The 15,421-nt window shown below is 69.4% G+C and carries 13 protein-coding genes; all 13 read left to right on the top strand.

Annotated features, from left to right (window positions below; translation table 11 throughout):
• Positions 1-2 precede the first annotated feature (2 nt).
• The gene (locus tag RAB71_RS10620; RefSeq protein WP_010343869.1) at positions 3-272 is read left to right on the top strand and encodes a flagellar biosynthetic protein FliQ; all 270 of its coding nucleotides are present in this window, start codon (positions 3-5) and stop codon (positions 270-272) included.
• A 404-nt stretch (positions 273-676) separates the two neighbouring features.
• Positions 677-859 (top strand): hypothetical protein, encoded by a 183-nt coding sequence (locus tag RAB71_RS10615; protein ID WP_138985767.1) that lies wholly within the window; start codon positions 677-679, stop codon positions 857-859.
• Positions 860-895: 36 nt separating this feature from the next.
• Positions 896-1,687, top strand: a complete 792-nt coding sequence (gene fliR / locus RAB71_RS10610; RefSeq protein ID WP_010343870.1) for a flagellar biosynthetic protein FliR — start codon at positions 896-898, stop codon at positions 1,685-1,687.
• Positions 1,688-1,997: 310 nt separating this feature from the next.
• A complete protein-coding gene (locus RAB71_RS10605) occupies positions 1,998-4,838 on the top strand; it encodes a ligand-binding sensor domain-containing diguanylate cyclase (RefSeq protein WP_244170795.1) in 2,841 nt (946 codons plus the stop codon).
• 100 nt (positions 4,839-4,938) lie between these two features.
• Positions 4,939-6,069 (top strand): flagellar biosynthesis protein FlhB, encoded by a 1,131-nt coding sequence (gene flhB, locus RAB71_RS10600; RefSeq protein ID WP_010343872.1) that lies wholly within the window; start codon positions 4,939-4,941, stop codon positions 6,067-6,069.
• Between the two features lie 17 nt (positions 6,070-6,086).
• A complete protein-coding gene (gene flhA / locus RAB71_RS10595) occupies positions 6,087-8,147 on the top strand; it encodes a flagellar biosynthesis protein FlhA (protein WP_029562220.1) in 2,061 nt (686 codons plus the stop codon).
• A gap of 170 nt (positions 8,148-8,317) precedes the next feature.
• Positions 8,318-9,955 carry a flagellar biosynthesis protein FlhF gene (flhF, locus tag RAB71_RS10590; RefSeq protein WP_104609520.1) on the top strand — a complete coding sequence of 546 codons (1,638 nt, stop codon included), beginning with the start codon at positions 8,318-8,320 and terminating at the stop codon, positions 9,953-9,955.
• Entirely contained in the window at positions 9,942-10,826 is an 885-nt protein-coding gene (locus RAB71_RS10585; protein WP_010341540.1) for a P-loop NTPase, read from the top strand. Before flhF ends, RAB71_RS10585 begins: the two co-directional genes overlap by 14 nt.
• A complete protein-coding gene (locus RAB71_RS10580) occupies positions 10,823-11,572 on the top strand; it encodes an RNA polymerase sigma factor FliA (protein WP_010341541.1) in 750 nt (249 codons plus the stop codon). Before RAB71_RS10585 ends, RAB71_RS10580 begins: the two co-directional genes overlap by 4 nt.
• Before the next feature lie 19 nt (positions 11,573-11,591).
• On the top strand, positions 11,592-11,984 hold the full coding sequence (gene cheY, locus RAB71_RS10575) for a chemotaxis response regulator CheY (protein WP_010341542.1): 393 nt from the start codon (positions 11,592-11,594) through the stop codon (positions 11,982-11,984).
• Positions 11,985-12,596: a protein phosphatase CheZ gene (locus tag RAB71_RS10570; RefSeq protein ID WP_010341543.1), complete on the top strand. Its 612-nt coding sequence runs from the start codon at positions 11,985-11,987 to the stop codon at positions 12,594-12,596.
• Positions 12,597-12,600: 4 nt separating this feature from the next.
• Positions 12,601-14,355, top strand: a complete 1,755-nt coding sequence (locus RAB71_RS10565; protein ID WP_104609521.1) for a chemotaxis protein CheA — start codon at positions 12,601-12,603, stop codon at positions 14,353-14,355.
• A gap of 325 nt (positions 14,356-14,680) precedes the next feature.
• Positions 14,681-15,421, top strand: a complete 741-nt coding sequence (locus tag RAB71_RS10560) for a flagellar motor protein (RefSeq protein ID WP_010341770.1) — start codon at positions 14,681-14,683, stop codon at positions 15,419-15,421.

Genomic DNA, 15,421 nt, shown 5'->3' with positions numbered 1-15,421 from the left:
CCATGAGTCCGGAGCTGGCGTTGACGGAGTTGCGTGGCGGGTTGATCACGGTGTTGTGGGTGGCGGGGCCGTTGTTGCTGGCGATGTTGGCGGTGGGTGTGGTGATCGGTGTGTTCCAGGCGGCGACGCAGCTCAATGAGCCGACCATTGCGTTCATCGCGAAGGTGGTGGCGTTGACGGCGATGTTGTTCGCGACGGGGAGCATGTTGCTGGCGCATCTGGTGGAGTACACGACGATGCTGTTTCAGCGTATTCCGCATTTGATTGGGTAGCGGGGATGGCTGTTTTTGCCTCCCCGACCGCTTCTTCTTCCGCTGTGGCAGATACTTCTTCTGCCCCCTTTCCTGGGTGTGAAGAGCAACAGCAAAGGCTTTCGCCTGGCGGCGAGTTACTTTTCTTTGCTTGTGCAAAGAAAAGTAACCAAAAGAAAGCACACCCCGCCTTCGCGCCCGCTACGCGGGTTCGCTCCGCTGACGGGATTTTGGGACGGGGCTTGTCTGCTTCGCAGCCAAGTCCGGGGCAGTCGCCTCGCGGCGCCAGCCCGCCCGCCGGGGCGAAGCAGTGCTTCGCCTTTTCCCGGCGAGCCCTGCCCCGGCAGAAAACGGCGCACATCCCTGTGCGCCGCCCCCCTGCGGGGGGTTTTGCCCGCCAGCTCCGCCGCTGCGGAGGGGACCCGGTGGATCAAGAGCAAAACAACAGCAAAAACAACGGCAACAACAACAGCAACAACAATGGCAAAAGCGATAGCTGCGGCCATTGGGGCGTTGTGTTGGGAGCCGATCGTGCGCTGTCTGTAATTGTCCACAGGCTCGCCTGCATGTCTATCGCTGAAAGCCGCTCGCTTCGCGCGATTGGCTGACGGTTCCTTCGTGATGTCTGCCGGGGTCTCGGGTTGATGGATGCCGCCACGCAAATGGTCGTCGATGGGTCGCGGGCGTTCGCGATGATCGGGGCGGTGCTGTGGACGATGCTGCGGATCGGGGCGATGTTGACGGTGATGCCGATGGTCGGGAGCAAGGCGGTGCCAGGGCGGGTGCGGGTGATCCTGGCCGGGACGCTGGCCATCGCGCTGGCGCCGATCCTGCCGCCGGTGCCGGATTGGGATGGGTTCAATGCCGCGGTGGTGCTCAGCGTGGCGCGGGAGCTGGCGGTGGGGGCCAGCATGGGCTTCATGCTGCGGATGATCTTCGAGGCCGGGGCGATGGCCGGGGAACTGGTCTCGCAGAGCACCGGCCTGGGCTTCGCGCAGATGGCCGATCCGCTGCGCGGGGTCAATTCGCCGGTGATCGGCCAGTGGTTCTACCTGGCCTTCGGCATGATGTTCTTCACCGCCAACGGGCATCTGGCGGTGGTGTCGCTGCTGGTGGACAGCTACAAGGCGCTGCCGATCGGCACCGCCCTGCCCGATGCGCAGGCCATGGCCTCGGTCGCGCCGAACTTCTTCATGAGCATCATGCGCGGGGCGGTGACCCTGGCGCTGCCGGTGATGGTGGCGATGATGGCGGTGAACCTGGCCTTCGGCGCGCTGGCCAAGGCGGCGCCGTCGCTGAACCCGATCCAGCTCGGCCTGCCGGTGGCGGTGGTGCTGGGCCTGGCGCTGCTGGCGGTGCTGGTCGGCGAGATGGGGCCGCCGGTGCAGCGCCTGTTCGATGCCGCCTTCGACGCCGCGCGCGCGCTGACCGCATAGCCGGGACTCAAGCTGCACCACAACGCGGCCGATACCGGCAGAAGGCTATCGTTGGCGCGCCAGGATGGGCGGCGGCACCGCCGACCGTCCCGGATACCGCCGATCGCCGCGGTCCGTCCCTTCGTCCATCGCTCGCCGCACGCCATGCCCTATCGCTCGCCAGCGTCCGCTCGTGCCTGCCCTCGCCGTGTCCCACGGCGGCGCGGCGGCGGCTGAGCGTCGTATGCGCACAGTCATGGGGCGATCCCTGTGGTGGCCGCTCTGGCTGCTGCTGTCCGCCCTGACCTGGACGGGGTCCACGCAGGCCTAGGTGATCCCGTTGCGGCACTACGCACAGGACCAGGGGCTGCTCGGCCTGGCCGGGACCTGCCTGCTGCAGCGGCGCGACGGCAGCCTGCTGGTCTGCAGCGAAAGCGGGCTGTACACCTTCGACGGCGACCAGTTCCAGCAAGTGACGCTGCAGGGCCGCGGTGGCCATTACATCTCCGATGCCGCCGAGGATGCCGAGCGGCGGCTGTGGGTGGCTACCTTCGATGCGATCTACGTGGACGACGGCGCGCCGGCGCGGTGGATCCCACTGGAACACGACCGCCTGGCGTCGCATCGAAAGTTGAATCGCCCGCGACTGGCCGCCCCGGCCTGGGGCACGGTGGTGCTGGACGACCATCGCCTCCTGCGCGCGGTGCGCAAGGCCGATGCCAGCGGATGGGAGCTGCGGCCCCTGTTCGATGCGGCGACGCTGGCGCGGCAACCGGAGCTGGCCGACATCCACGACCAGTTCGTCGTCGACGACACGCTGTGGCTGGGCTGCGCCAAGGCCTTGTGCCGGATCGATGCCGACGGCCGCGCCACCCGCTACGACCAGGCCCACGGCCTGCCGCCCGACTTCTGGCGCAACGCGGTGCGGGACCGCGCCGGCAGCCTGTGGGTCGTCGGCAGCAACAAGGTGATGCGGCTGCCGGCCGGCGCGACGCGCTTCCAGGAGCAGACACCTCCCGGGCTGGAGGGGCCGACCCTGGTGACCTGGCGCACGCCGATCCTGCTGGACCCGCAAGGCCGCGTGCTGGTGCGCACCAACCATGGCCTGGCGCGCTGGGAAGATGGGCACTGGCGCACCTTCGACCGTCGCAACGGCCTGCCCGAGGGCAACCTCGTCGCCATGCGCTTCGACCAGGCCGGCGACCTGTGGCTGAGCATGGACGGCGAAGGCGTGCTGCGCTGGAACGGCTATGGCTGGATCGAGAACTGGGATGTGTCGCAGGGCATCAGCCGGGCACCGACCTGGAGCATCCAGCGTACCCAGCGCGGCGAGCTGCTGAGCGGCAACGAGGGCGGTGTCGACCGGCTGCGCGAGGACGGCCGCTTCCAGCGCTGGCCCAGCGACCACGGCACGCAGATGATCGGCCTGCGCCGCGCCGCGGACGGCACGCTGTGGAGCATCGGTTCGATCGGCGTGCTGCGCCACTACGACGCGCAGGGTCGGCTGCTGCGCGCATATCCGCAGTTGCGCAGCGGCGGCGGCGGCCGCCAGCGAATGGTGATCGCCAAGCAACTGTTCGTGGACGCTGCCGACCGCGTCTGGATCCTCACCGACGACGGCGTCTACCTGCTGGCGCAGGCGACTGCAGACGCGGTCCCGCGCCGACTGTCGACGCTGCCCGGCGGCGAGTACTCGGATGTCCAGCAACGCCACGACGGCAGCCTGCTGATGACCGGCGTCGCCGGGCTGTTCCGCCTGCGCGGCGACACCTGGACCCCGATTCGGCTGGTTGCCGACAGTGCGCCGGCGCAGCCGGTGCTCAGCAAGCTGCTGGTCCTGGACGACGGCCAGGCCTGGGCCAGCCTGTACGGACCGGGCGCCTGGCAAGGCCGGCTGGACGGCGACACGCTGCACCTGCACCCGGCCGACGTGCAGTTGAGCGGCCTGCAGATCTACAGCCTGCGCCACACCCGCAACGGCTGGATCTGGATCAGCCACAACCAGGGCGTGGACGTCTATAACGGCCGCGCCTGGTCGCGGCTGACCCAGGCGCAGGGCCTGCTCTGGAACGACATGTCCGAGTCGGCCTTCCTGGAGGATCACGACGGGTCGGTGTGGCTGGGCAGCAGCCGTGGCGTCACCCATCTGCTGGATCCGACGCGGCTGTTCCCGGCGCGGGCGCCGCGGCTGGTGCTCAAGGAATTCAGCCGCGGCGGCGTGCCCGTCGGCGCGGGCACGCGCCTGCGCTGGAGCGAGGATCCCCTGCATATCGCGGTCGGCTCGCCGGACCTGTACGACGAACGCAACCGCATCAGCTTCCGTTATCGCTTCGAGGGCGCGCATACCCGCTGGCTGCACACGCCCAACTTCGAATTCGAGCAGCCGCCGCTGGCACCGGGCGACTACGTGCTGGAGGTGCAGTTGCTGGACGCGTACCGTCGCAGTGCCTCGGCGCCGCTGCGGGTGGCCTTCTCGGTGGCGCCGGTGTGGTGGCGCAGCCAGCCGATGCTGGTGCTGTACCTGCTGTTGGGCGGCGGCCTGGTGGTGGCACTGCTGCTGTGGCGCGAACGCCGCCTGCACCAACGCCAGCGCGAACTGGCCGACCTGGTGGCGCGGCGCACCGAGGAACTGGAGCACGACAAGCGCGAACTGGAGATCGCCCGCGCCGCGCTGGCGGTGAAGGCCTCGCACGACGCCCTCACCGGCCTGCTCAACCGCGCCGGCATCCTAGAGGCGCTGGCCGCGCAGATGCGCCGCAGCGACGCCGAACAGACGCCGCTGGCCGTGGCGATGATCGACCTGGACCACTTCAAGCGGATCAACGACGAGCATGGCCATCTGGTCGGCGACGCGGTGCTGATCGAGGTGGCGCGGCGCCTGGGCGCCAATCTGCGCGACGCCGACTTGGTGGGCCGCTACGGCGGCGAGGAACTGCTGGCGGTGCTGCCGGGGTTGCCGACGAGTTGCGGCGACCGGCTGCAGGCCCTGCGCGCCATCATCGCCGGGCAGCCGCTGCGCATCGGCGAGCGGCAGTTGGCGATCACCGCCTCGATCGGCGTGGCTTGGTACCGGCCCGGCGAACCGCTGCAGCAGTTGCTGGCGCGCGCCGACGCCGCCCTCTACCAGGCCAAGCGCCTGGGCCGCGACCGGGTGGAGCTGCAGCCGGCCTAGCTGACGCCGAACGACGGGCCGCGGCGGCGCCCGGCCTCGCTTCCGGAACCGGCACGGTCCTTGCAGTGCGCAGGGTCGATCCTGGCCGAGCGCACCCCCGATGTCCGAGAGCGAAGAAGGCGCAGAGCGCACAGAACAGCCAACAGACAAACGCCTGCGCGAAGCCCGCGAACAGGGCAACATCCCGCATTCGCGCGAGTTGGCGACGGCCGCGGTGTTCAGCGCCGGCGTCTTCGCCCTGATGGGCCTGTCCACCTCCATGACCGCCGGGGCGGTGGCCTGGCTGAAACAGGCGCTGCGCCCGGACCTGTCGATGCGCGACCATCCGGAGGCGATGTTCGGCCATTTCGGCGACCTGCTGCTGAACCTGCTCTGGGTGGTGCTGCCGCTGGTAGGCATCTGCCTGGCAGCCAGCTTCGCCGCGCCGGTGCTGATGGGCACCCTGCGCTTCTCCGGCCAGGCGCTGATCCCCAAGTTCGACCGGCTCAACCCGATGAACGGGCTCAGCCGCATGTACGGCGCCGAGACCATCGTCGAGCTGCTCAAGTCGATCCTGCGCATGGGCTTCGTCGGCGGCGCCGCGATGCTGTGCCTGTGGGGCAGCACCGACTTCCTGCGCAGCCTGCTGCTGCAGCCGCTGGAACAGGCCATCGGCCACGGCCTGGGCTTCACCCTGCGGCTGCTGCTGTACACCGCCGGCGCGCTGGCGCTGCTGGCCGCGATCGATGCGCCCTATCAGAAATGGAATTACATCCGCAAATTGAAGATGACCCGGGAGGAAGTGCGCCGGGAAATGAAGGAAAGCGACGGCAGCCCCGAGGTCAAGGGCCGCATCCGCCAGATGCAGATGCAGATGTCGCAGCGGCGGATGATGGAAGCCGTGCCCAAGGCCGACGTGGTGGTGGTCAACCCCACCCACTACGCGGTGGCGCTGAAGTACGAGAGCGGGCGCATGCGCGCCCCCACCGTGGTCGCCAAGGGCGTGGACGAGATCGCCTTCCGCATCCGCGAGGTCGGCGAGCAGCACCGCGTGGCGGTGATCTCGGCGCCGCCTTTGGCACGCGCCTTGTATAGGGAAGGCCAACTCGGCAAGGAAATTCCCGTGAGACTGTATTCCGCGGTGGCGCAGGTCCTCTCGTACGTCTACCAGCTGCGCGCCTGGCGCAGCGGGCCGATGCCGCCGTTGCCGCCGTTGGAAGTGGATGAATTCGCCCCGGGGAGCCAGCCATGAGCCAGCCTGCCGCGCAGATGAACACGCGCAAGTTGATGGACATGATCAAGCACGGGCTCGGCGCCCCGGTGATCGTGTTGCTGATGCTGGCGATGGTGGTGGTGCCGCTGGCCGCCCCGGTGCTGGACGCCCTGTTCACCTTCAACATCGCCATCTCGCTGATGGTGCTGCTGGCGGTGGTGTACGTGAAGCGGCCACTGGAATTCAGCATCTTCCCGATCGTGCTGCTGATGACCACGATGCTGCGCCTGGCGCTGAACGTGGCCTCCACCCGCGTGATCCTGATCAACGGCCAGGGCGGCCACGGCGCGGCCGGCAAGGTGATCGAGGCCTTCGGCGAATTCGTGATCGGCGGCAACTATGCGGTCGGCATCGTGGTGTTCGCGATCCTCACCATCATCAACTTCGTGGTCATCACCAAGGGCGCCGGGCGCGTGTCGGAAGTGACCGCGCGCTTCATCCTCGACGCCATGCCCGGCAAGCAGATGGCGATCGACGCCGACCTCAACGCCGGCCTGCTGACCCGCGAGGAAGCCAAGGCCCGCCGCGAGGAAGTGCGCGAGGAAGCGGACTTCTACGGCTCGATGGACGGCGCCAGCAAGTTCATCCGCGGCGACGCCATCGCCGGCATCCTGATCCTGTTCATCAACCTGATCGGCGGCATGGCGGTCGGCGTGCTGCAGCACGGCATGCCGGTGGCCCAGGCCGCCTCCACCTATACCCTGCTGTCGATCGGCGATGGCCTGGTCGCGCAGCTGCCGGCACTGCTGGTGTCCTCGGCGGTGGCGATGCTGGTCACCCGTGCCTCGCGTTCGCAGGACATGGGTGCCTCGATGATGGGCCAGGTGTTCGGCCAGCATAAGGCGCTGGCGGTGGCCGCGGCGATCCTGGGCCTGGTCGGCCTGATCCCGGGCATGCCCAACGTCGCTTTCTTGACGCTGGCGCTGATCCTGGGCGTGCTGGCGTGGAAGATGTGGAAGCGCAGCCTGCAGCCGACCCCGGCCGCCGCCGAGGCGGCGCCGCAGGCCGCAGCGGCCGCCCAGGCCAACGCCGAACTGGGCTGGGACGAACTGCGCCCGATCGACCCGCTGGGCCTGGAAGTGGGCTACCGGCTGATCCCGCTGGTGGACAAGGCCCAGGGCGGCGAGCTGATGGCGCGGATCAAGGGCGTGCGCCGCAAGCTGACCCAGGACATCGGCTTCCTGGTGCCGCCGGTGCACATCCGCGACAACCTGGAACTGCCGGCCAACGCCTACCGCCTGCTGGTGCATGGCGTGCCGGTGGCCACCGCCGACATCCACCCGGACCGCGAACTGGCGCTGGACCCGGGCGGTGCGCTCGGCAAGATCGACGGCATTGCCGGCAAGGACCCGGCGTTCGGCCTGGATGCGATCTGGATCCAGCCGCACCTGCGCGCCCAGGCCGAGACCATGGGCTACACCGTGGTCGACCCAGCCACGGTGATCGCCACCCACCTCTCGCACCTGATCCGCGAGCACGCCCCGGAACTGCTCGGCCACGAGGAAGTGCAGCAGCTGCTGGCGACCCTGGCCAAGAGCGCGCCCAAGCTGGTCGAGGACCTCACCCCCAAGGCGTTGCCGCTGTCGGTGGTGGTGCGGGTGCTGCAGAACCTGCTCATCGAGAAGATCCCGGTGCGGCAGCTGCGCAAGATCGTCGAGGCCCTGGTCGAGCACGCCCCGCAGAGTCAGGAACCCGGCGCGCTCACCGCCGCCGTGCGCAACGCCCTGGGCCGGTTCATCGTCCAGGAGATCGCCGGCATGGCCCCGGAACTGCCGGTGTTCACCCTGGCCCCGCAATTGGAACGTGTCTTGCAGGACTCTACCCAGGGCAACGGCGCGGCGCTGGAACCCGGACTGGCCGAGCGCTTGCACCAAAGTCTGGCGGACTGCGTGAGCAAGCAGGAGGCGCGCAACGAACCGGCAGTGGTGCTGGTCCCGGCGCAGGTCCGCGCCGCCCTCGCCCGCCTGGTCCGCCACAGCGTCCCCGCGCTGTCGGTCCTGTCCTACAGCGAAGTGCCGGAGGACAAGCGGCTGAAGCTGGTGGGCACGATCAGTTGAGATGACGGGAATCGGGAACAGGGAATGGGGAATCGCACCCTTGCCCCGGCAGCGGAGAGAGCAATGAACACGATCACGAAAAACCAGACACGACACCGCGGCCCGCCACGTATCGGCACCGATCACGCATCCATTCCCCATTCCCCATTCACCATTCCCGGCTCCCACCCATGAAGATCAAACGCTTTGTCGCCCCCGACATGCGCACCGCCTTCCGGATGGTGCGCGACGAGCACGGGCCGGATGCGGTGATCCTGTCCAATCGGCGTACCGACGAGGGCATCGAGATCGTCGCCGCCAGCAACTACGACGAGGCCCTGGTGCAGCGGGCGCTGGATGCGGTGCGCCCGGACGAGGCGCCGCGCGCCGCCGCCGCGCAGGCACCGGCCGCTCCCGCTCCGCGCGCTGCACGGAGCGACAACGCCGCCGCCAGCCCGGCGATGGCGATGATGGCCGCGATCAGCGAGCGCCGCGGCAGTGCCGCGCCGGCCGCTGCCGCCGCACGGCCGCTGACCCAGCCGGCGGCGCTGGCCGCCTCGGCGATGCCCGCCGCGGCCGCCCCGGCTGCCGCCGCACGCCAGCCCGCCCCGGCCAAGGCCGCGGCACCGGTCACCGGCCGCGCCGACTTCAGCATCCCCGAGGACGTGTTCCGCAACGCCCCGATCAGCGTGCCCCTGCCCAGCCCGTTCGCCGCCGCCACCCCGGCCCCGGCCGCCGAGGCCATGCCGGCCTGGCGCGACGACGTCGCCGCGGTGGCGCTGACCCCGCTGGCGAGCCCGAGCACGGCTCCGGCCCCGGCCCCGGCCGCGCCGAGCGTGGCCAAGGCCGACGCGCCGGCCGCTGCCGGAATCCCGGCGGCCGCCACGCTGGCGGCGGTGCCGACCTTCCCCGCCCCGCAGAACGACGAACAATTGACGCAGCTGCGCGACGAACTGGCGCTGATGCGGCAGATGATCGAGCGTGAGATGAACCGCCTCACCGACGAGCGCCTGCGCGGTTCGCCGGTCCGCGCCCAGGCGCTGGAGCTGATGGACGACTACGGCTTCGACAGCGGCATCACCCGCGACGTGGTCATGCAGATCCCCGCCGACCTGGAGCTGCACCGTGGCCGCGGGCTGATGCTGGGCCTGCTGTCCAAGCGCCTGCCGATCGCCCCGCTGGACCCGCTCGAGGAAGGCGGCGTGATCGCCCTGATCGGGCCCACCGGCGCCGGCAAGACCACGACCATCGCCAAGCTGGCCTCGCGCTTCCTGGAGCGCCATGCCGCCCGCGACGTGGCCCTGGTCACCACCGACACCATCCGCGTGGGCGGCCGCGAACAGCTGCACAGCTACGGCCGCCAGCTCGGCATCGCCGTGCACGAGGCCGACAGCGACGCCGCGCTGCAGCAGCTGCTGGAGCGCCTGGCCGACTACAAGCTGGTGCTGATCGACACCGCCGGCATGGGCCAGCGCGACCGCGCCCTGGCTGCCCAGCTGCACTGGCTGCGCGCCTCGCGGGTGGTCCGATCCTTGCTGGTACTCCCCGCCAACGCCCATTTCTCCGACCTGGACGAGGTGGTGCGCCGGTTCGCCGGCGCCGACCCACAGGGGGTCATCATGACCAAGTTGGACGAAACCGGGCGGTTCGGCAGTGCCTTGTCGGTGGTCGTGGACCACCGCCTCCCCATCACCTGGGTGACCGATGGACAGCGTGTGCCGGACGACCTGCACCGCGCCAACGCCGCCAGCCTGGTATTGCGCCTTGAAGATTTGCGGCGCGCTGCCGATAAGCCCTGTACTCCGGAGCAGACCCATGCCGTCGCGTGACTACGTCAATCTGACCAATGCCTTCCCCCTGTCGGCGACGCGCAGCGAACCGCTGGGTCCGGTGCGCACCATCGCCGTGACCGGCGGCAAGGGCGGCGTGGGCAAGACCAACATCTCGGTGAACCTGTCCATGGCGCTGGCCGACATGGGCAAGCGCACCCTGCTGCTGGACGCCGACCTGGGCCTGGCCAACGTCGACGTGCTGCTGGGCCTGACCCCCAAGTTCACCGTGGCCGACCTGGTGGCCGGGCGCTGCACCCTGGAAGAGGTGCTGATCGACATGCCCAACGGGCTGATGGTGGTGCCCGCCGCCTCCGGCCGCCGCTACATGGCCGAGCTTCCGCCGGCCCAGCACGTGGGGCTGGTCAACGTGTTCTCCGAGTTGCAGCGCGAGCTGGACGTGATGATCGTCGACACCGCCGCCGGCATCACCGACAGCGTGCTGACCTTCTGCCAGGCCGCGCAGGACGCGGTGGTGGTGGTCTGCGACGAGCCGGCCTCGATCACCGACGCCTACGCCTTGATCAAGGTCCTCTCGCGCGAGCGCGGCGTGGACCGGGTGCAGATCGTCGCCAACATGGTCCGCGACCTCAACGAAGGCCGCCTGCTGTACGACAAGCTCAGCCGGGTCTGCGAGAAGTTCCTGGGCGACGTGTCGCTGAACTACCTGGGCTGCGTGCCGCAGGACGACTGGCTGCGCCTGTCGGTGCAGCGCCAGCAGCCGGTGGTCAAGGCCTACCCGTCCAGCCCGTCGGCGCAGGCGATCTCCGAGATCGCCCGGCGCACCGCGCGCTGGCAGGCGCCGACCGCCCCGCGCGGCAACGTCGAGTTCTTCGTCGAACGCATCATCCAGCGCGGGGTGGCCGCATGAACGCCGCCGCCCACTACCGCGCCGTCCAGCGCAACAGCGCCAACGACTACATCACCCAGCACTCGGACCTGGTCCGGCGCATCGCCCACCACCTGGCGGCGCGGCTGCCGGCCAGCGTCGAGATCGACGATCTGATCCAGGCCGGCATGATCGGCCTGATCGAGGCCTCGCGCAGCTACGACGCCGAACAGGGCGCCTCGTTCGAGACCTACGCCTCGATCCGCATCCGCGGTGCGATGATCGACGAGATCCGCCGTGGCGACTGGGTGCCGCGCTCGGTGCACCGCCGCGCCCGCGACGCCGCCTCGGCGATCCGCAAGATCGAACAGAGCACCGGCCGCGCCGCCGCCGCCAACGAAGTGGCCGCGGCAATGGACATGCCGCTTCCCGAATACCTGCGTTTGATGGAAGATGCCGCCCGCGGACAGGTGCTGAGCCTGGAGTCGCGCATCGAGGACCATGGCGAACTGGATACCATCGCCAAGGGCGGACCCAATCCGCAGCAGATGCTCGAGCGCAGCGAATTCGGCCGCGAGCTGGGCAAGGCCATCGCGCAGTTGCCCGAACGCGAGCAGTTGGTGCTGTCGCTGTACTACGAGCAGGAATTGAACCTCAAGGAAATCGGCGCGGTGCTCGGGGTCAGCGAGTCGCGCGTGTGTCAGATCCATGGCCAGGCCACGGTACGGTTGCGCGGACGCCTGAAGGCGTTCGAGGTCGCCGATGCCGGTCTGGAAGACGAAGAATAGGAACCCTTAGGAGTCAGTGGTGAACAAGAACATGCGGATTTTGATCGTGGACGATTTCTCGACGATGCGACGCATCGTCAAGAATCTGCTCGGCGATCTGGGCTTCACCAATACCGCCGAGGCCGAAGACGGCAACAGCGCCCTGGCCGCGCTGCGCTCGGCGCCGTTCGAGTTCGTGGTCACCGACTGGAACATGCCGGGCATGACCGGCATCGATCTGCTGCGCAACATCCGCGCCGACGACAAGCTCAAGCACCTGCCGGTGCTGATGGTCACCGCCGAGGCGAAGCGCGAGCAGATCATCGAGGCCGCACAGTGCGGCGTGAACGGCTACATCATCAAGCCGTTCACCGCGCAGACGCTGCAGGAGAAGCTGGGCAAGATCTTCGAACGCCTGGGAGCGACCGCCTAAATGGAAGCCACCGCCGAACGTACCGCCCTGATCGAACGCCTGCAAGGCGCGCTGGACGCGCTGGAAAACGGCGACGAGGCCGGCTGGCGCAGGGAGATCGACACCCTCGCCGCCTGGCGCACGCGGCCGATGATGCAGGGCCTGAGCCGGCTCGCGCGCGATCTGGGGCAGGCGCTCGGCGAACTGCCGGTGGTGCCCAGCGAGGCCGGCGAGCTGGACGACGCCTGCTCGCGCCTGGACCACGTGGTGGAGATGACCGAACAGGCCAGCCACCGCACCCTGGACCTGGCCGAGGAATGCCGTGCGCTGGCCGACCAGCTCGCCGCCGGCGGCCTCAGCGGCGACCAGAGCGAGATCCTCGACAAGATCCGCCACAACCTCACCGAAATGGCCCTGGCGCAGAGCTTCCAGGACCTGACCGGGCAGATCATCCGCCGCGTCGCCGGCATCGTGCGCCGCGTGCACGAGGGCTTCGGCGCGCTGGGTCTGCCGCCGAAGGAAGAAAACAAGAAGGCCGACGGCAGCCTGGCCGGCCCGGCCCTGCCCGGCCTGGACCGCCACGGCGTGTCGCAGCACGACGCCGACGACCTGCTCTCGGGCCTGGGACTGTAACGCTATGAGCGCCGTACCCGACGACATCGCTGCCGACTTCATCATCGAGGCCCAGGAAATCCTGGACCGGCTCGGCGAGCAGTTGGTGTCGCTGGAGCAGGCGCCCGAGGACAGCGGCCAGCTCAACGCCGTGTTCCGCGGCTTCCACACGCTCAAGGGCGGCGCCGGCTTCCTGGCGATCAACGCCATGGTCGAGCTGTGCCACGCCGCGGAGGAAACCCTGGGCATGGCCCGCGCCGGCCAGGCCACCCTGCAGGCGCGGCACTTCGACGCCGCGCAGCAGTCGCTGGACTACCTGCAGTCGATGCTCGACGCCTTCGGCAGCGGCCAGGAGCCGCCGCGCGCGCCGCCCGAGCTGATCGCGCAGTTCGACGCGCACGGCGACGCCGCGCCGGCGCCGGCACCGGCCAAGAGCGCCGCGCCGGCACCCGCCGCCAAGGCGCCCGCGGCCGCCGCGGGCGATGCGGACCTGATCAGCGACGACGAATTCGAGGCGCTGCTGGACCAGTTGCACGGCGATGCGCCGCCGGCAGCCACGCCGCAGGCGCTGCAGCCGGCGCCGCGTGCGCCCAGCGCCGCGCCCAAGGCCGCGGCCGCCCCGGCCAAGGCCGCCGAGCCCGAGCACACCGTGCGCGTGGACACCAAGCGCCTGGACGCGATCGTCAACCTGATCGGCGAACTGGTGCTCTCGCGCAACCGTCTCAAGACCCTGCGCGTGCGCCTGCGCGACGAGGAACTGGACCGCGCGGTCAGCAGCCTGGACATCGCCACCGCGCGCCTGCAGTCGGCGGTGATGCGCACGCGCATGCAGCCGGTCGGCAAGGTGTTCTCGCGCTTCCCCAAGGTGGCGCGCGACGTTGCCCGCTCGCTCAACAAGGAAGTGGAGCTGGAGCTCATCGGCGCCGACACCGAACTGGACCGCAACCTGGTCGAGGCGCTGGCCGATCCGCTGGTGCACCTGGTGCGCAACGCGATCGACCACGGCATCGAAGCCCCGGCGCTGCGCGAAGCCACCGGCAAGCCGCGCGGCGGCCATGTGCGCCTGTCGGCGCAGCAGGAAGGCGACTACGTCAGCATCGAGGTGCAGGACGACGGCGCCGGCATCGACCCGGAACGGCTGCGCGCCAAGGCCCGCGAGAAGGGCCTGATCGACCCCGAGGCCGCGGCCCGCCTGACCACCGAGGAATGTCTGCACCTGGTGTTCCTGCCCGGCTTCTCGACCAAGTCCGAGGTCACCGACATCTCCGGCCGCGGTGTCGGCATGGACGTGGTGCAGTCGCGCATCCGCGAGCTCAGCGGGCAGATCCAGATCCAGTCGGAACTGGGCCGCGGCAGCCGCTTCCTGATCCGCGTGCCGCTGACCCTGGCGATCCTGCCGACCCTGCTGGTGCAGGCCGGCGACACCGTCTATGCGCTGCCGCTGGCGCGCGTGGTGGAAGTGCTGCACGCCCCGCGCCGCTCGCTGGGCTGGTTCGACGGCCGCGCCGTGCTCGACCGGCAGTCGCACACCCTGCCGCTGGTGGACCTGCGCCAGTGGCTCAACATCGACGCCCCGCAACTGCCGCTGCTCACCGTGGTGGTGCTGCAGGCCGGCGAATCGCGCATGGGCCTGGTGGTGGACCAGGTCCGCGGCCGCGAGGAAGTGGTGATCAAGCCGCTGCCGCGCTCCCTGCGCGGCCTGCCCGGCTACGCCGGCGCCACCCTCATCGGCGACGGCCGCCTGGCGCTGATCCTGGATGTGGATGGCTTGAAGGCTTGAGGAGCCGGGAATGGGGAATGGGGATTGGGGAATCGTCAAAGCGGCTTCCCTGGCGCCTCGTTTTCCCTGATTCCGCCGTAGGAGCGGCTTCAGCCGCGACGCGGTGAGGCTGGGATTGGCGATAGCGCGCGCAGCGCAGTGCCAATTGCCGAGACGATCCGAACGATTGTGCTTAGGCAACGCGCCAAGGTCCGCGCGTCGCGGCTGAAGCCGCTCCTACGACACACCGACCAACCCTCCGCCCTCGCGCTCTTGCCAATCCCAAATCCCGATTCCCGAATCCCGCCCCCATCAAGTCCCCTGGCCCCTGGCCGATACCTCCTGCATGGACAAGCTCAGTCTCATCGGCCTGCTGTTGGCGATTCTGTCGCTCATCGGCGGCAGCATCCTCAAGGGCGCCGGCATTTCGGCGCTGTGGTCGCCGGCTGCGTTCGTGATCGTGATCGTCGGCACCGTCGCCGCGATCCTGGTGCATACCCCGCCGTCGGTGTTCCGCCGTGCCTTCCAGATCGCCAAGTGGATCCTGTGGCCGCCGCCGAGCGATCGCCAGGCGCTGCTCAAGCAGATCGTGGAATGGAGCAACATCGCGCGCCGCCAGGGCCTGCTCGGCCTGGAGAACCAGGTGCCGCAGCAGCAGGACCCGTTCGTGCGCAAGGGCCTGCAGATGCTGGTGGACGGCGTGGAGCCGGAAGCCATCCGGCACATGCTGGAGATCGACCTGGAAGGCCAGGAACATTGCGACCTGGCCGCGGCCAAGGTGTTCGAGGGCATGGGCATCTACGCCCCGACCCTGGGCATCATCGGCGCGGTGCTGGGGCTGATCGCGGTGATGAAGAATCTGGCCGACCCGAGCAAGCTCGGCCATGGCATCGCCGCCGCGTTCACCGCCACCATCTACGGCATCGCCTCGGCCAACCTGCTGTTCCTGCCGATGGCCGCCAAGCTCAAGAGCGTGATCAAGCACAGCTGCGGCGAGCGCGAAATGATCATCGAAGGGTTGATCGCCATCGCCCAGGGCGAGAACCCGCGCAACATCGAATCGAAACTGGCCGGTTTCTTGCATTGA

The organism is Xanthomonas sacchari (assembly GCF_040529065.1).
Lineage (GTDB): Bacteria > Pseudomonadota > Gammaproteobacteria > Xanthomonadales > Xanthomonadaceae > Xanthomonas_A > Xanthomonas_A sacchari.
The sequence above is the reverse complement of the archived record's forward strand: the minus strand, read 5'-3'. Positions and strand labels throughout refer to the sequence as shown.

Coding starts and splice junctions, on each gene's coding strand:
- RAB71_RS10620 (WP_010343869.1), top strand. CDS start 3: ATGAGTCCGGAGCTGGCGTTGACGGAGTTGCGTGGCGGGTTGATCACG.
- fliR (WP_010343870.1), top strand. CDS start 896: ATGGATGCCGCCACGCAAATGGTCGTCGATGGGTCGCGGGCGTTCGCG.
- flhB (WP_010343872.1), top strand. CDS start 4,939: ATGTCCGAGAGCGAAGAAGGCGCAGAGCGCACAGAACAGCCAACAGAC.
- flhA (WP_029562220.1), top strand. CDS start 6,087: ATGAACACGCGCAAGTTGATGGACATGATCAAGCACGGGCTCGGCGCC.
- flhF (WP_104609520.1), top strand. CDS start 8,318: ATGAAGATCAAACGCTTTGTCGCCCCCGACATGCGCACCGCCTTCCGG.
- RAB71_RS10585 (WP_010341540.1), top strand. CDS start 9,942: ATGCCGTCGCGTGACTACGTCAATCTGACCAATGCCTTCCCCCTGTCG.
- RAB71_RS10580 (WP_010341541.1), top strand. CDS start 10,823: ATGAACGCCGCCGCCCACTACCGCGCCGTCCAGCGCAACAGCGCCAAC.
- RAB71_RS10570 (WP_010341543.1), top strand. CDS start 11,985: ATGGAAGCCACCGCCGAACGTACCGCCCTGATCGAACGCCTGCAAGGC.
- RAB71_RS10565 (WP_104609521.1), top strand. CDS start 12,601: ATGAGCGCCGTACCCGACGACATCGCTGCCGACTTCATCATCGAGGCC.
- RAB71_RS10560 (WP_010341770.1), top strand. CDS start 14,681: ATGGACAAGCTCAGTCTCATCGGCCTGCTGTTGGCGATTCTGTCGCTC.